The organism is Microvirga solisilvae, assembly GCF_022808595.1.
In the GTDB taxonomy this organism is placed as follows: domain Bacteria; phylum Pseudomonadota; class Alphaproteobacteria; order Rhizobiales; family Beijerinckiaceae; genus Microvirga; species Microvirga solisilvae.
Genome location: NZ_JAKUCN010000004.1, coordinates 17,486 through 30,683, shown reverse-complemented (window position 1 = coordinate 30,683; position 13,198 = coordinate 17,486). Strand labels below are relative to the sequence as shown.

15 protein-coding genes are annotated in these 13,198 nt (G+C 60.3%); 11 read left to right on the top strand and 4 right to left on the bottom strand.

The features are described 5' to 3' along the window. Nucleotides 1-79: 79 nt before the first annotated feature. The 3 genes from MJ639_RS09840 (at nucleotide 80) to MJ639_RS09830 (ending at nucleotide 2,498) form a co-directional block, all read left to right on the top strand. Nucleotides 80-994, top strand: coding sequence for a metallophosphoesterase family protein (locus MJ639_RS09840; protein WP_243371061.1), 915 nt, complete (start codon nucleotides 80-82; stop codon nucleotides 992-994). Beyond that, a complete protein-coding gene (locus tag MJ639_RS09835) occupies nucleotides 991-1,470 on the top strand; it encodes a YbaK/EbsC family protein (protein WP_243371059.1) in 480 nt (159 codons plus the stop codon). The genes MJ639_RS09840 and MJ639_RS09835 overlap by 4 nt, the downstream gene beginning before the upstream one ends. Before the next feature lie 203 nt (nucleotides 1,471-1,673). Further along, a complete protein-coding gene (locus tag MJ639_RS09830; RefSeq protein WP_243371057.1) occupies nucleotides 1,674-2,498 on the top strand; it encodes a DUF4142 domain-containing protein in 825 nt (274 codons plus the stop codon). A gap of 53 nt (nucleotides 2,499-2,551) precedes the next feature. On the opposite strand, the gene MJ639_RS09825 is transcribed toward MJ639_RS09830, so the two are convergent. Both MJ639_RS09825 and MJ639_RS09820 read right to left on the bottom strand, forming a co-directional pair. Further along, nucleotides 2,552-3,478: a sugar kinase gene (locus MJ639_RS09825; RefSeq protein ID WP_243371055.1), complete on the bottom strand. Its 927-nt coding sequence runs from the start codon at nucleotides 3,476-3,478 to the stop codon at nucleotides 2,552-2,554. Nucleotides 3,479-3,486: 8 nt separating this feature from the next. Next, complete coding sequence (locus MJ639_RS09820; RefSeq protein ID WP_243371053.1) at nucleotides 3,487-4,941, bottom strand: FAD-binding oxidoreductase; 1,455 nt, start codon at nucleotides 4,939-4,941, stop codon at nucleotides 3,487-3,489. A 111-nt stretch (nucleotides 4,942-5,052) separates the two neighbouring features. Between MJ639_RS09820 and MJ639_RS09815 the strand changes: the two genes are divergently transcribed. The 7 genes from MJ639_RS09815 to MJ639_RS09785 all read left to right on the top strand — a co-directional run bounded on the left by MJ639_RS09815 (nucleotide 5,053) and on the right by MJ639_RS09785 (nucleotide 11,232). Continuing rightward, the gene (locus MJ639_RS09815) at nucleotides 5,053-5,751 is read left to right on the top strand and encodes a fumarylacetoacetate hydrolase family protein (RefSeq protein WP_243371051.1); all 699 of its coding nucleotides are present in this window, start codon (nucleotides 5,053-5,055) and stop codon (nucleotides 5,749-5,751) included. A 104-nt stretch (nucleotides 5,752-5,855) separates the two neighbouring features. Then, nucleotides 5,856-6,704, top strand: coding sequence for a lysine/arginine/ornithine ABC transporter substrate-binding protein (locus MJ639_RS09810; protein ID WP_243371049.1), 849 nt, complete (start codon nucleotides 5,856-5,858; stop codon nucleotides 6,702-6,704). A gap of 242 nt (nucleotides 6,705-6,946) precedes the next feature. Next, a complete protein-coding gene (locus MJ639_RS09805) occupies nucleotides 6,947-7,795 on the top strand; it encodes a lysine/arginine/ornithine ABC transporter substrate-binding protein (RefSeq protein ID WP_243371047.1) in 849 nt (282 codons plus the stop codon). Between the two features lie 217 nt (nucleotides 7,796-8,012). Continuing rightward, nucleotides 8,013-8,858: a lysine/arginine/ornithine ABC transporter substrate-binding protein gene (locus tag MJ639_RS09800; protein ID WP_243371045.1), complete on the top strand. Its 846-nt coding sequence runs from the start codon at nucleotides 8,013-8,015 to the stop codon at nucleotides 8,856-8,858. 139 nt (nucleotides 8,859-8,997) lie between these two features. Beyond that, entirely contained in the window at nucleotides 8,998-9,720 is a 723-nt protein-coding gene (locus MJ639_RS09795) for an ABC transporter permease (protein WP_341482647.1), read from the top strand. Then, the gene (locus MJ639_RS09790; protein WP_243371043.1) at nucleotides 9,720-10,445 is read left to right on the top strand and encodes an ABC transporter permease; all 726 of its coding nucleotides are present in this window, start codon (nucleotides 9,720-9,722) and stop codon (nucleotides 10,443-10,445) included. Before MJ639_RS09795 ends, MJ639_RS09790 begins: the two co-directional genes overlap by 1 nt. Beyond that, nucleotides 10,438-11,232, top strand: coding sequence for an ABC transporter ATP-binding protein (locus MJ639_RS09785; protein ID WP_243371041.1), 795 nt, complete (start codon nucleotides 10,438-10,440; stop codon nucleotides 11,230-11,232). Before MJ639_RS09790 ends, MJ639_RS09785 begins: the two co-directional genes overlap by 8 nt. 50 nt (nucleotides 11,233-11,282) lie before the next feature. On the opposite strand, the gene MJ639_RS09780 is transcribed toward MJ639_RS09785, so the two are convergent. After that, nucleotides 11,283-11,666 carry a hypothetical protein gene (locus MJ639_RS09780; RefSeq protein WP_243371039.1) on the bottom strand — a complete coding sequence of 128 codons (384 nt, stop codon included), beginning with the start codon at nucleotides 11,664-11,666 and terminating at the stop codon, nucleotides 11,283-11,285. 2 nt (nucleotides 11,667-11,668) lie between these two features. Next, nucleotides 11,669-12,106, bottom strand: a complete 438-nt coding sequence (locus MJ639_RS09775; protein WP_243371037.1) for a DUF4112 domain-containing protein — start codon at nucleotides 12,104-12,106, stop codon at nucleotides 11,669-11,671. A gap of 354 nt (nucleotides 12,107-12,460) precedes the next feature. Here MJ639_RS09775 and MJ639_RS09770 point away from each other — a divergent pair, with 354 nt between their 5' ends. Further along, nucleotides 12,461-13,126, top strand: coding sequence for a YcbK family protein (locus MJ639_RS09770; protein ID WP_243371035.1), 666 nt, complete (start codon nucleotides 12,461-12,463; stop codon nucleotides 13,124-13,126). Nucleotides 13,127-13,198: the final 72 nt, after the last annotated feature.

The following is a 13,198-nucleotide window of genomic DNA, read 5'->3' as shown; positions in this document are numbered from 1 at the left end:
GCCGCCATCTGATGCGGCAACGCTTGACGACGCGCTTGGCGCGGGCGAACTCTCCCGAGTTCACTTGCACCAGGTCATCATGTTCCGCATCGCTCATCTCACCGACCCTCACGTCGGGCCCCTCCCCCGGCCCCGCCTGAAGCAGCTTTTGAGCAAGCGCCTGACCGGCTGGTACAACTGGCACCGCAGCCGGCAAGATCTGCATGACATGGAACTCCTGGCGGAACTCGTCGCCGACATCCATGCGCAGAAGCCCGATCACATCACCTGCACCGGCGACACCTGCAACATCGGCCTGCCCGACGAATGGGAAACCTCGCGCATATTCATGGAGAGCCTCGGCGACCCATCCCGCGTGACCTTCGTGCCCGGCAATCACGACGCCTATGTGCGTGGATCGTTGGAAGGTTTGCTCAAGAAGATCGGGCCATGGACACGCGGCGATAACGGGCGCGAAGCCGTCTTTCCTTATCTGCGCCGCTACGGACAGATCGCGATCATCGGCCTCTCCTCCGCCATTCCGACATTGCCCTTCGTCGCCACCGGCCGCGTCGGCTCGCAGCAGACGAAAGACGTGGAGGCCATGCTCGCCGAACTGGGACGAGATCCATCCTGCTTCCGCATCGTGCTCATTCACCACCCGCCGCATGTAGGTGGTGCGAATCCCGGGCGCGAGCTCACCGATGCCAAGCGCTTCGGGAGCATGATCAAGCGCGTCGGCGCGGAACTCATTCTGCACGGCCACAACCATGTGGGCTCGCTCGCGCATTTCGACGGACCGCGTGGGCCCGTTCCCATCGTCGGTGCGCCTTCTGCCTCCGCACGCGGTGGAACGCTGACGCACAAGGCCGGCTATCACCTCTTCACCATCGATCGCGACGAGACAGGCTTTCTGCTGACGGCGGAATTGCGAGGCCTGAATCCCGATGGCACGGTCGGCGGCATGGGCATGCTCTCGCTCGCCCGCATCAGACAGACCCAGGCGCAACCATGAATGCACCGCTTTCAACGAGTTCGCGGAAGGTCAAGGATTTCGCGGCCAAACTCGGGCTGGAGATTCACGTCCGTGCAATGCCGCAATCGACGCGCACCGCAGAGGAAGCGGCCGCAGCCTGCGACTGCGACGTAGCGCAGATCGTCAAGTCGCTGGTGTTCCAGGGCGCCGCAAGCGGTACGCCATATCTGCTACTCGTATCCGGCAAGAACCGTGTCGATCAGGACGGCGTAGCGCACAGCATCGGTGAAGCTCTCACACGACCGGATGCGCGCATTGTGCGCGACTGGACGGGCTTCGCCATCGGCGGCATTCCGCCTTTCGGTCATGATCGTCCGATGAAGACCTTCATCGATCCCGATCTTCTCGCGCACGACATCGTGTGGGCTGCAGCCGGCACACCGCACGCCGTTTTCTCAGTCGAACCGAAAGCTCTGGCCAAGGCTGTGGAAGCCGTGGCGATCGCCATGTCCTAGCCTTCGCAAAGATAGGATTGATACCTTTCTCGCACCACAAGCTTGGCATGAATTCATGAATTGAGCTTGGCAGCGATATCTTTTCCTTTTCTGGAACCGCTCAGATCGCTCCTCGTTGAAGGGGGTACAGCAGCCACCTATGATCGTAGCAAGCCCCACAGGCTTCGCACGGTGTTCTGCGCCTTACACAGAGGAGTTCCACCATGAAGAAGCATGTTGCTCTTGTAGCTCTGCTTGCATCCATCTCTGCTCCCGCTTTCTCTCAAACGGTGATGGATAGCTCAACCTATCGCATGATGGCGGCCCAGGGCGATGCTTTCGAAATCGCATCGAGCCAGCTTGCTCTCGAGCGTTCGCGCAACGCCAATGTTCGCCGCTTCGCAACCGAGATGATCCGCGATCACGGCATGACCAGCCAGGCGCTGAATGGCGGACGCCCGGTCTATAACGCATCCGGTGAGTTCATTGCCGGTTCGCTGAGCGGCACGCTTGCCGGCGCAGGAATTGGTGCTCTCATCGGTGGTCCCGTTGGCGCAGCCGTAGGCGCCGGCGTCGGTGCGGCTGCCGGCACCACCGCAGGAGCAGCAGCCACTGCAGCTCCCGGCACTGCTGGCGGCACGGCCACGGGCGCCCTGGCTGGTGCTGGTGTCGGCGCGTTGGTTGGCGGCCCCGTGGGCGCAGCCGTGGGTGCGGGCGTCGGAGCAACCACCGGTGCAGCAGCGGGAACAGCGACCGATGTGCAGGCCACTGGCTCCGTGAGCCAGGTTCGCGTCGCCATGCCGCTCAGTCCTGAAAAGATGGCTATGCTGAACCAGCTCGCCTCCACGTCCGGCACGCAATTCGATCGTCTCTACGGTCAGTATCAGCGTGCAGCGCACCAGGAGGCCTTGAACCTGCACGCCAGCTATGCTCAGTCCGGGGGCGATCCGTCCCTGCGCCAGTTCGCGGCTTCCGTAGTGCCGCATATCGAGCATCACCTTGCAGAAACCCGCCGCCTTCCGGGCGGCACGGCAAGCCGTCGCCGCTAAGCGATCTTGCTGATGTGAGAACTTTAACGGCGGGCCATTCGAGCCCGCCGTTTTCATGCACCCTGAAGAAAGCCCTCGACCTTGGCGCGTTGTGGAATGGGTGCAACAGCACCGTGACCCAGAGTGGACAAAGCTGCAGCCGCATTGGCATAGGCCGCTGCGCGGAACGGATCGCGATGCACGAGCCACTCGGCGAGGAAGGCGCCGTCAAACGTATCGCCTGCACCTGTCGCATCAATAGCCTCGACCGGCTTTGCGGCGATTACGTCCAGCCTCTCCTTCGTGGCGACCATCGTGCCGTTCTTGCCCATGGTCAGAGCTACTACGCCGCAACCGAGATTGAGATAGAAAGCGCAGACATCTTCAGGCCGTTCCAGTCCGGTGAGCTGTCGCGCATCGTCTAGGCCTGGCAGCAGGATATCCGATAGGGCGGACGCGCCATGAATGATGGCGCGGGCGCGCTCCAGCGGCCAGAGCTTCAGGCGAAGATTCGTGTCGTAGCTCACCACCGTGCCATTTGCCTTAGCATGCTGAATGGCTACGAAGACAGCATCGGTGCAACTTTCCGAAATGGCCTGCGTAATGCCCGATGCGTGCAGGATACGCGCAGAGGCGATCTGGACCAGAGGCAGCTCATCGACAGTGATCAGGCTCGCCGCCGAACCGGCGCGGGCATAGGAGAAAACATGCCCCTCTGCACCATAGCTGATGAAATAGGCACCGGTGCGACCATCCTTGCGCAGGATGACGGAAGAGCAGTCGATTCCTTCACGATGCCAGAGATCGAGAAAATCCTGCCCGAAGAAATCGCGGCCAAGAGCCGTGAAGATCGCAGCCTTCGCACCCTGGCGTGCGGCCGCAACGGCGGTGTTGGACACATCGCCTCCAAAGCCCGGCAGGTAGAGGCGCTCGCCATTGCGCTGCACCTCCGCAAATTCCATCAAAGGTTCGCCGAAGGTGAGAAGATCGATGCTTTTCATGACAGACCTTATTTTGGCAGAGCCGCAGGCGCATTGTCTCCGATGGAGACAACCTTGCCTGGATTGAGGATGTTCTGAGGATCGAGGGCACGCTTGAGGCTGCGCATGAGATCGAGCGCGACCGCATCCTTATAGAGCACTAGCTCATCGCGCTTGATAAGGCCGACGCCATGCTCAGCGGAGATCGATCCGTTCACGCCATGGACGATGTCATGCACGATCCGGTTGAAGCGTTCCCACTCACTGAGATACGCAGCCTTGTCCATGCCGACAGGTTGAGTGAGATTGAAGTGAATGTTCCCATCACCGAAGTGACCGAAGGCACAGACGCGCACGCCCGGCATCTCAGTCTCGCAGGCCTTCGTCGCGATATCGATGAACTCGGCCACGCGCGAGACCGGCACCGCCACATCGTGCTTGATGGAGCCGCCTTCCATTCGCTGCACCTCGGAGAGATGTTCGCGCAAGCCCCACAACGCCTGGCTCTGCGCCTCGCTTGAACCAATGACGGCATCCTGCACCAGACCTTCCTCGAAAGCCTCGCCTAGTACGGCTTCGAGCTGACCCTGCAGATCCGCATCCTTCTGCGGCGAGGAGAGCTCAATCAAGGCATATGAATTGTGCTTCTCGGCGAGTGGGCGGATCGAGCCCGGCATGTGCTTGAGCACAATCTCAATTCCGAACTCGGGCACATACTCGAATGCGGTGAGCTGATCGCCTGTCGCTTCCCGCAGGCGCTGGAACACCTTGAGCGCATCATAGGGAGAGGAGCAGCCGATGAAGGCCGTGACGCGCGAATACGGCTTCGGGAAGAGCTTGAGTACCGCCGCTGTGATGATTCCGAGTGTGCCTTCTGATCCGATGAACAGATCCTTCAAATCGTAACCGGTGTTGTCCTTGCGCAGGCCTTTGAGACCATCCCAGACACGGCCGTCCGCGAGCACAACTTCTAGACCGAGCGTCAGATCGCGCATGTTGCCGTAGCGCAGAACGGCAGTGCCGCCTGCATTGGTGGCCAGATTCCCGCCGATGCGGCACGATCCTTCGGATGCCAGCGACAAAGGAAAAAGATAACCCGCGTCGTTTGCCGCATCCTGCACCGCTTTCAGAATACAGCCAGCCTCAACCGTGATCGTGGCATTGATCGGATCGATCTCGCGCACCTTGTCGAGGCGCGCGAGCGAGAGCACTACACCGCCATAGGGCACACCGCCGCCGACGAGCCCGGTATTACCGCCCTGCGGTACGACAGGCACACCGGCCTTCGCGCACTCTTTCAGCACGAACGCAACTTCGTCACGATTCTTAGGTCTGACCACGGCTAGGGCCTCGCCACGGTAAAGGCCGCGCGCCTCGGTGATGTGACCTTCGATGTCGCCGGCGGCCGTCAGCACATAGGCCTCGCCGAGCCTGTTCGTCAGAACCTGGACAAGAGCCGTGCCGATGCTGCCATATGCGGTCATTGCCATTCCTCATGTGGAGGCTTCGTTCATGACGTCTTGTCGTGGAAACCGCAAGGTGTAGGTAGAGGAAAGACCTCTCTGCCTCTTCATCAGGAAAGCCAGAAAACCCTCATGGCCTATGCGATTCCCACTCCCCCCGTCACGGCGCTCCCGATTGCCGGCTCCAGCGATCTTTTCCCGGTCAGGCGTGTCTATTGCGTAGGCCGCAACTATGCCGCCCACGCCCGCGAGATGGGGGGCGATCCGACCCGCGAGCCGCCGTTCTTCTTCATGAAACCAGCCGACGCCCTGCAGGTCGTGCCGGAAGGCCAGACGATCGATCACCCCTACCCGCCGAAGACCCAGAACTATCACTTCGAGATCGAGCTGGTGGTCACTCTCGCCAAGGGCGGCAAGGACATCCCCGTGGCCCAGGCGCTCGACCATGTGTTCGGCTATGCAATCGGCCTCGACATGACCCGCCGCGATCTCCAGGACGAGGCCAAGCAGCTGCGCCGCTCCTGGGAGCTCGGCAAAGCGGCCGATTTTTCAGGCCCTCTGGGCCCGATCCATCCGGCATCGAAAGTCGGGCATCCTGCCAAGGGAGCGATCTCGCTGTCCGTCGACGGCACCGTGAAGCAGAAGGCCGACCTGTCGGACATGATCTGGTCGGTTGCCGAGCAGATCGCCTATCTCTCCTCTTATTTCGAGCTTGCGCCCGGTGACGTGATCTTTGCGGGTACGCCCGAAGGGGTTGGCGCCGTCACGAAAGGCCAAACGATGGTGGGATCCATCGAAGGCTTGGGAGATATCCGCCTGAAGGTGGTGTAACCCTCTTGCCTTTCTGCCATTCCGCGAAACATAGTTGCCTGCAGCCTCATGGCAGCAGGCAATAAGGCCCGGCAAAAGCACGGGCCGCATTCAAGGGAATGGCTATGAATTTCGCAAAGACCCTCGGCTTGGCCCTCCTCGGCTCGGCCCTCGTGACCGGGAGCGCGGTCGCTCAGCAGAAGACCATCAAGATTGCGACCGAAGGAGCTTATGCTCCCTATAACTTCACAACACCGGATGGAAAGCTCGACGGCTTCGAGATCGAACTGGCCAAGGATCTCTGCGCCCGCATGAAAGTGACCTGCGAGATCGTGGCACAGGATTGGGACGGCATTATTCCCGCGCTCACCGCAAAGAAGTACGACGCCATCATGGCCGGCATGAGCATCACCGACGAGCGCAAGAAGACCATCGATTTCGCAGGCCCATACGGTGATTCACCAAACGGCTTCCTCGTTCCCAAGTCTTCGCCGCTCGCCAAGATGCCCGGCACGGGCGAGTCGTATAACCTCGGCACGCAGCAGGCTGCCGCCGAGAAGGCCATCGAGGCAACCAAGGCGCTGCTGAAAGGCAAGACGCTTGGCGTTCAAGGATCGACCATCCACTCCGCTTATGCCGACAAGTATCTGAAAGGTACGGTCGATATCCGTGAGTACAAGTCCACCGAGGCCCATGACCTCGACCTCGCCGCCGGCCGTGTCGACGTGGTTCTTGGCGATGCCACCAGCATCATCGGCACCCTTGAAAAGCCCGAGTTCAGCAAGGATTACGTTCTCGTCGGCCCCTCCGTCACGGGCGGCATGCTCGGCCTGGGCGTCGGCGTTGGTCTGCGCAAGGAAGACCAGGAGCTGAAGAAGGCTTTCAACGAAGCCATTCAGGGCGCCATCAAGGACGGCACGCTCAAGACCCTGGCCCTGAAGTGGTTCAAGGTCGACATCACACCCCGGAGCTGATCTCCAACCGGAAGGGCGCGGCGCCAGCCGCGCCTTTTCCTTTTTAAGCCGCCTCTGCTCGGGCGCGATTTGGCAAGCTCTACCTTGGACTTAGCCCTGCAGACCGGCTCTTGTGCAAGGCCCCTCAAGCGCCCCTTGCCTTTTTTCTGAGATTGGCCGTTACTTCCTTCCGGAGCGGCCTCAAGAAGGCTGCGAGCAACAGGCTCAAGGTGTATCCGAGCCTCAAAAACAAGGGAACGACTATGACAATCGCTAAAACTGTTGGCCTGGCCATTATTGGTACGGCTCTCGCTGTTGGCGGAGCTTCGGCCCAGCAGAAGACCATCAAGATCGCGACTGAAGGCGCTTACGCTCCGTGGAACTTCACGGGCGCTGGCGGCAAGCTCGAAGGCTTCGACGTCGATATCGCCAACGAGCTTTGCAACCGCATGAAGGCCAAGTGCGAGATCGTGGCTCAGGATTGGGACGGCATCATTCCCGCTCTGACGGCCAAGAAGTACGACGCCATCGTCGCCGGCATGAGCATCACCGACGAGCGCAAGAAGACCATCAACTTCTCCCTTCCCTATGCCAGCGGCCCCAACGGTTTCCTCGTTGCCAAGTCTTCGCCGCTCGCCAAGATGCCGGGCACGGGCCAGACCTTCAACCTCGCCACGCAGAAGGAAGCCGCAGAGAAGGCTATCGAGGCTGTGAAGCCTCTCCTGAAGGGCAAGTCCATCGGCGTCCAGGGCTCGACCATTCACGCGAACTTCGCCGACAAGTACTACAAGGGCGCCGCCGAGATCCGCGAGTACAAGACCACCGAGGCCCATGACCTCGACCTCGCCGCCGGCCGCATTGACGCGGTTCTGGCGGATTCCACGGCGCTCATCGGCACGCTCGAGAAGCCCGAGTTCAGCAAGGATTACGTTCTCGTCGGCCCCGCCATGAGCGGCGGCTTGCTCGGCGAAGGCGTCGGCATCGGCCTGCGCAAGGAAGACACCGAGCTGAAGAAGGCTTTCGATGACGCCATCCAGGCTGCCGTCCAGGACGGTACCGTGAAGAAGCTGTCTGAGAAGTGGTTCAAGATCGACATCTCGCCGAAAGGCTGATCCTTCCTATCTTCATCAAGGCGCGGCTCAGGCCGCGCCTTTTTTGTATGAAAACGGATCAACTGCGACCGAAAACGCCAATCCAGCCCGTTGATTCGGCAGGATTAGGCCTTGCGCCGGCTTCGCTTTTGGCTGTTACCTTGAGAGATCGCCTGGCGAGCTGTCGTGGCCTGCCAGGGGGTAAAAGGATCAGTTAAAGCTGACCAGGGGAACGACGATGAGGATACTCAAGGCACTGGGTCTCACCCTGCTGGCCACCACACTTTCCGTGGGTGTGGCTTCGGCTCAAGAGAAGACCATCAAGATCGCGACCGAAGGCGCCTATGCACCGTGGAACTTCACAGGCGCCGGCGGCAAGCTCGAAGGATTCGAGATCGACCTCGCCAACGACCTGTGCGCACGCATGAAGGTGAAATGCGAGATCGTGTCCCAGGATTGGGACGGCATCATCCCGGCGCTCAATGCCAAGAAATACGATGCCATCATGGCTGGCATGAACATCACGGAGAAGCGGCTGGAGACTATCAACTTCTCGCGCCCCTATGCCTCCGGCCCGCATGGCTGGGGCGTTCTCAAAGGCTCTCCCCTCGAGAAGCTCGCAGGCCAGGGCCAGCGCCTGAGCCTCGACAAGGATCCCGATGCCGCCAAGAAGATGATCGAGGACTGGAAGCCGATGCTGAAGGGCAAGACCGTTGGCACGCAGGGCTCAACCGTCAATGCCCAGTTTCTCGAGAAGTACTTGAAGGACACGGTGACGATTCGCGAATACAAGACCACCGAGCAGCACGACCTCGACCTTGCCGCAGGCCGTCTGGACGCGATCTTCGCGGCGCATTCCTCCCTGAAGGCCTCCACTGAGAAGCCCGAATTCAAGGACATGGAGATCGTCGGCGGTGCGATCAGCGGCGACGTTCTCGGGCGGGGCGTGGCGGTCGGCCTTCGCAAGGACGATGCCGAACTCAAGACCATGTTCGATCAGGCCATTCAGGCCGCCATCACCGATGGAACGGTGCAAAAGCTCACCCAGAAGTGGTTCAAGATCGACATGACGCCGCAAACCTGACAAGAGAGCGAAAAAAATACCGCTCCCCGGCATGGCCCTGCTGTTCTGGGGAGCAGACACCGGCAAAGCCGGGTGAATAATATGAGGAAACGGCCCGCTTTCCGCTTTAGAGAGCGCGCATAGTCAAGAAAGTTAAAGCGTGCAACAATTGAGCTATTTCGAACTCGTCGGGTTCGGCCCCAATGGCTGGGGATGGGCTCTTCTCACGGCAACGGGCATGACGATTGCGGTCGCCACCTGCGGCTTCCTCGCGGGCGCCATTGTCGGAACCTTCGTGGCCTGGGGAAAGATCGGTGGCAATGCGCCGGTGCGCTGGCTGGCTGACGGCTACACCACCATCCTGCGCGGCATTCCCGATCTTCTCGTGATCTACCTGTTCTATTTCGGTGGCAGCGCGGCGCTCGGCGCCATCGGCAGCCTTTTCGGAGCGGATGGCTTCATCGGCGTGCCGGCCTTCGCCTCGGGCGCCATGGCCATCGGCATCGTCTCAGGCGCCTATCAGGCGGAAGTGTTCCGCGGTGCCTATCAGGTGGTAAGCCGCGGCGAATTGGAAGCCGCGCGCTCGGTCGGCATGCATCGCTGGCTGATGTTCCGGCGCATCATCGCGCCACAGGTCCTGCGCTATGCAATTCCAGGCCTCGGCAATACCTGGCAGCTGGTACTGAAAGAATCCGCACTGATCTCGGTCACGGGCTTGGTCGAATTGCTGCGCCAGTCGCAGGTCGCGGCAGGGTCCACGCGCCGCCCCTTCGATTTCTACATCACGGCAGCGATGCTCTATCTCGTAATCACCGTTGTTTCGACCTATTTCTTCCAGCGTGCGGAAACCTATTCGCTGCGCGGCATGCGGAGGGCTTCCTGATGGATTTCGCCTTCATGCAGGAAGCGTTCCTGCGTCTCATCGCCGGCGTTCCGCTCACGCTCAACCTCGCCTTCACGTCGATCGCGTTCGGCGCGATCTTCGCGATGCTGCTCGCGCTCATGCGCATGTCGAACATCAAGGTGCTCGACTGGCCGGCGCAGGCTTATGTCTTCGTATTTCGCGGAACGCCTCTGCTCGTGCAGATCTTCCTGATCTATTACGGCCTCGGCCAGTTCCGTCCGACACTGGATGCTCTCGGCCTTTGGGGCTTTTTCCGTGAACCTTACTGGTGTGCGGTTCTTGCTCTGACCATGAACACAGCGGCCTATGGCAGCGAGATCATTCGCGGTGGTCTGCAAGCCGTTCCTCACCATCAGGTCGAGGCCGCGCGCGCTTGTGGCATGTCGGGCTTCCTACTCTTCCGCCGCATCATCTTCCCGATCGCCGTGCGCCAGGCGCTTCCTGCCTATGGCAGCGAGATCATTCTGATGGTGAAGGCCACATCGCTCGCTTCCGTCATCACCATGATGGAAGTTACGGGACTTGCCGCGAAGATGATCTCTCAAACCTTCCGCGCCGTTGAAGTCTTCGTTGTCGCCGGTGTGATCTATCTCGTCATGAACTTCATCATCACGCGCATCATCATGGCCATCGAATGGTGGCTCTCGCCTCATCTTCGCCGCCCGCCGGCCATCGAGCCGCGCCTGGAGGCTGCGCATGTCTAACGGAGTTTTGCCTTTGTCTTCTCAGACCGTTCCTGCTGTTTCGATCAGCAATCTGCGCAAAAACTTCGGCCCGCTCGAAGTTCTCAAGGGCGTTTCCTTGAGCGCCAACGAGGGTGACGTGATCTCGATCCTTGGCGCCTCCGGCTCCGGCAAGTCGACCATGCTTCGCTGCATCAACATGCTCGAGGTGCCCGATGGCGGCGATATCACCATCGGAGGCGAGACGATCAGGCTGAAGAAAAGCCGCAAGGGCATGATGCCGGAGGATCAGCATCAGGTCGACCGTATACGGTCTCGTGTCGCCATGGTGTTCCAGAGCTTCAATCTCTGGTCTCACATGACGATCCTGGAGAACGTTATCGAAGCGCCTGTCCATGTGCAGAAGCGTCCGAAAGCGGAGTGCATCGCCGAAGCGGAAGAACTGCTCGCGAAGGTCGGCATCGCCGACAAGCGCAACCAATATCCTTCTCACCTGTCCGGCGGCCAGCAGCAGCGCGCGGCGATCGCGCGCGCGCTGGCCATGCGCCCTGACGTGATGCTCTTCGACGAGCCGACCTCTGCCCTCGACCCTGAACTTGTGGGCGAAGTGCTGCGTGTGATGCGCTCACTCGCGGAAGAAGGCCGCACCATGCTGGTCGTAACGCACGAGATGGGCTTTGCCCGCGACGTGTCGAACCGCGTGGTGTTCCTGCACAAGGGTGTGGTGGAAGAGGAAGGACCGCCCGCAGAGGTGTTCGGCGCTCCGAAATCGGAACGCTTCAAGCAGTTCATCTCCACTCATCGGTAAAAAGAAAAAGCGCGGTTCATGACCGCGCTTTTCTCTTCTTGCCTCGTTTCTCAACGTCGCTCGATTTGACGCGGCGGCGTTCTGAGATGTGGCAGATTGGTATCGGGACCGCCTGCCCTTTCAGGGAAATCACGCCACTGGCTGTTCTGGTGGGCCTGACGCGAAGGTGAGAGAACCCGTCCGAGCAGGGCCGCAACGGCGAGGATGACCAAAGATACCGAGGCCCAAACGAACACGATGGCGCCCAGTCCTAAACTTCGCAACGTCGCGAGTGCCCAGGACAGCCATTCCACCGTTTCAGGATGATCTGTCACGATATCGGCGTTGCGAACGGCGAGGCCTCCGAACAAATCGAGCAAACCATAAGCACCCCACGCGAAGAGCGACCAGATCGCGACGCCCGTCCAGGCGAGAATCCAAAGTAGCTTTCTCATGATCAGCGCTCGTCGATGCGCACTGCTGTGCCGTCGATTTCCATGGGTCCGCGCTTGGGCGTGCCGAGATGCTCGTGAATGATGCGCAGATTGCGCTGATTGGATTTAAAGAACACGTCGAACACATCGCCGGCCAGCGGAATAGCGCCGATCGCCGTGTCTACAGCGACATTCGCGACCATGCGCGCGATCTTCCAGCGCGGCAGACCAAGCTGGCGCGCTTCCCAAATGATGTAGCTGGCGAGTGCTGCAGATAGAGCATCGCCAACGCCTGGGATGAGGCCGAGGACGGCATCGAGGCCGACCCGGCGGTTCAAGCCTGGAATGAGGAAAGCGCTGTCCATCAGCTTTGCCACGAGGGCGACGCGCGCAAGAGAATCCTCTCGGCTTGGGCCGGCGGTTTTGATGGCATCGAACAGGTCGCTACGGACAGCGGGCATTCCAATCTCCAGTCGCCGATGTTACGGCTCGCAACATGATATGTGTATGGCCGGGAATGTCGACAAGAGCGCATGGAACGTAATACGTTACGTTTAAGTAATAATTATATTACGTTAAAGTAATAAATTTTTCACAGGCTAAAATCCTTTTAAAATAAGGATCTCATAAACGATAACTCTTTTGAGTTATGGAAAATTCTGACGCCTCTCTTGCATCATCTAGGCTACGGCATAGGTACTTGCGACTAAGCGGTAAACGCAACTGCCAGTTTACTGGCCAATAACATTATTGCCGTTGCGGGAGGACCACCCATACGGCGTTCCCTTGTGGGGGCTCAAAACGGGGAGAACCCGATGAGCACCGAATTCAAAGTTCGTCGCGCACCTTGGCTTGGCTTCGTGGCCGGCGCATGCCTTGCCGGACTGTCAGCCCAAGTCGCTCATGCCCAAAGCCCAATGACGGCACCAATCGGGATCGTCATTCCAATTCCAATCTCCGATCCCAAACCGGACTCTTCACCTGCCGCCAATCCCGCCCCGAAACCTCTTCCGAAAGTTAAATCCCTCCATAAGGCCGTTCCCACAGCCGAATATTCCAGCCTCCCCTCGAATGACCGGATCACAGACCCCGCCAGCACCGGCAGCCTGCCGGATGCCGGCAACCTCGGAAGTCGGACGCTCTCAGGCTTTGCATCTCTGGTCGCGAAAGGCACAATCACCCTGCGCGAGAGCGCGCCGACCAATTGCCTGCCGGGTGATCTCCGGGAGGTCGTGGCTGATGTTGCCAGCAAGTTCGGGCCCGTCAGCGTCGAATCCACGCATCGCAGCAGCAGTCGCAACTGGCGGGCAGGCGGGGCCCGCCATTCCCTGCATCTTTCCTGCCGCGCCATGGACTTTCGTGTCAGGGCGCGCGCACGCGGAGTGCTCGCCTATCTGCGAGCACGCCCGGAAGTCGGAGGCCTCAAGATCTATCGAAATGGCATCATCCACATCGACAACGGCGAACGTCGATCCTGGTAGCCCTCTCATGGCGGGCGGGACAGGACTATGCCTAGCAAACCTGTCTCGCCTGCTTTCGCCGCACTGGAATAG

Bases quoted from the DNA above. Each gene is read 5' to 3' on its own strand.
- MJ639_RS09840 (WP_243371061.1), top strand. From the start codon at position 80: ATGTTCCGCATCGCTCATCTCACCGACCCTCACGTCGGGCCCCTCCCC.
- MJ639_RS09835 (WP_243371059.1), top strand. From the start codon at position 991: ATGAATGCACCGCTTTCAACGAGTTCGCGGAAGGTCAAGGATTTCGCG.
- MJ639_RS09830 (WP_243371057.1), top strand. From the start codon at position 1,674: ATGAAGAAGCATGTTGCTCTTGTAGCTCTGCTTGCATCCATCTCTGCT.
- MJ639_RS09825 (WP_243371055.1), bottom strand. From the start codon at position 3,478: ATGAAAAGCATCGATCTTCTCACCTTCGGCGAACCTTTGATGGAATTT.
- MJ639_RS09820 (WP_243371053.1), bottom strand. From the start codon at position 4,941: ATGACCGCATATGGCAGCATCGGCACGGCTCTTGTCCAGGTTCTGACG.
- MJ639_RS09815 (WP_243371051.1), top strand. From the start codon at position 5,053: ATGGCCTATGCGATTCCCACTCCCCCCGTCACGGCGCTCCCGATTGCC.
- MJ639_RS09810 (WP_243371049.1), top strand. From the start codon at position 5,856: ATGAATTTCGCAAAGACCCTCGGCTTGGCCCTCCTCGGCTCGGCCCTC.
- MJ639_RS09805 (WP_243371047.1), top strand. From the start codon at position 6,947: ATGACAATCGCTAAAACTGTTGGCCTGGCCATTATTGGTACGGCTCTC.
- MJ639_RS09800 (WP_243371045.1), top strand. From the start codon at position 8,013: ATGAGGATACTCAAGGCACTGGGTCTCACCCTGCTGGCCACCACACTT.
- MJ639_RS09790 (WP_243371043.1), top strand. From the start codon at position 9,720: ATGGATTTCGCCTTCATGCAGGAAGCGTTCCTGCGTCTCATCGCCGGC.
- MJ639_RS09785 (WP_243371041.1), top strand. From the start codon at position 10,438: ATGTCTAACGGAGTTTTGCCTTTGTCTTCTCAGACCGTTCCTGCTGTT.
- MJ639_RS09780 (WP_243371039.1), bottom strand. From the start codon at position 11,666: ATGAGAAAGCTACTTTGGATTCTCGCCTGGACGGGCGTCGCGATCTGG.
- MJ639_RS09775 (WP_243371037.1), bottom strand. From the start codon at position 12,106: ATGCCCGCTGTCCGTAGCGACCTGTTCGATGCCATCAAAACCGCCGGC.
- MJ639_RS09770 (WP_243371035.1), top strand. From the start codon at position 12,461: ATGAGCACCGAATTCAAAGTTCGTCGCGCACCTTGGCTTGGCTTCGTG.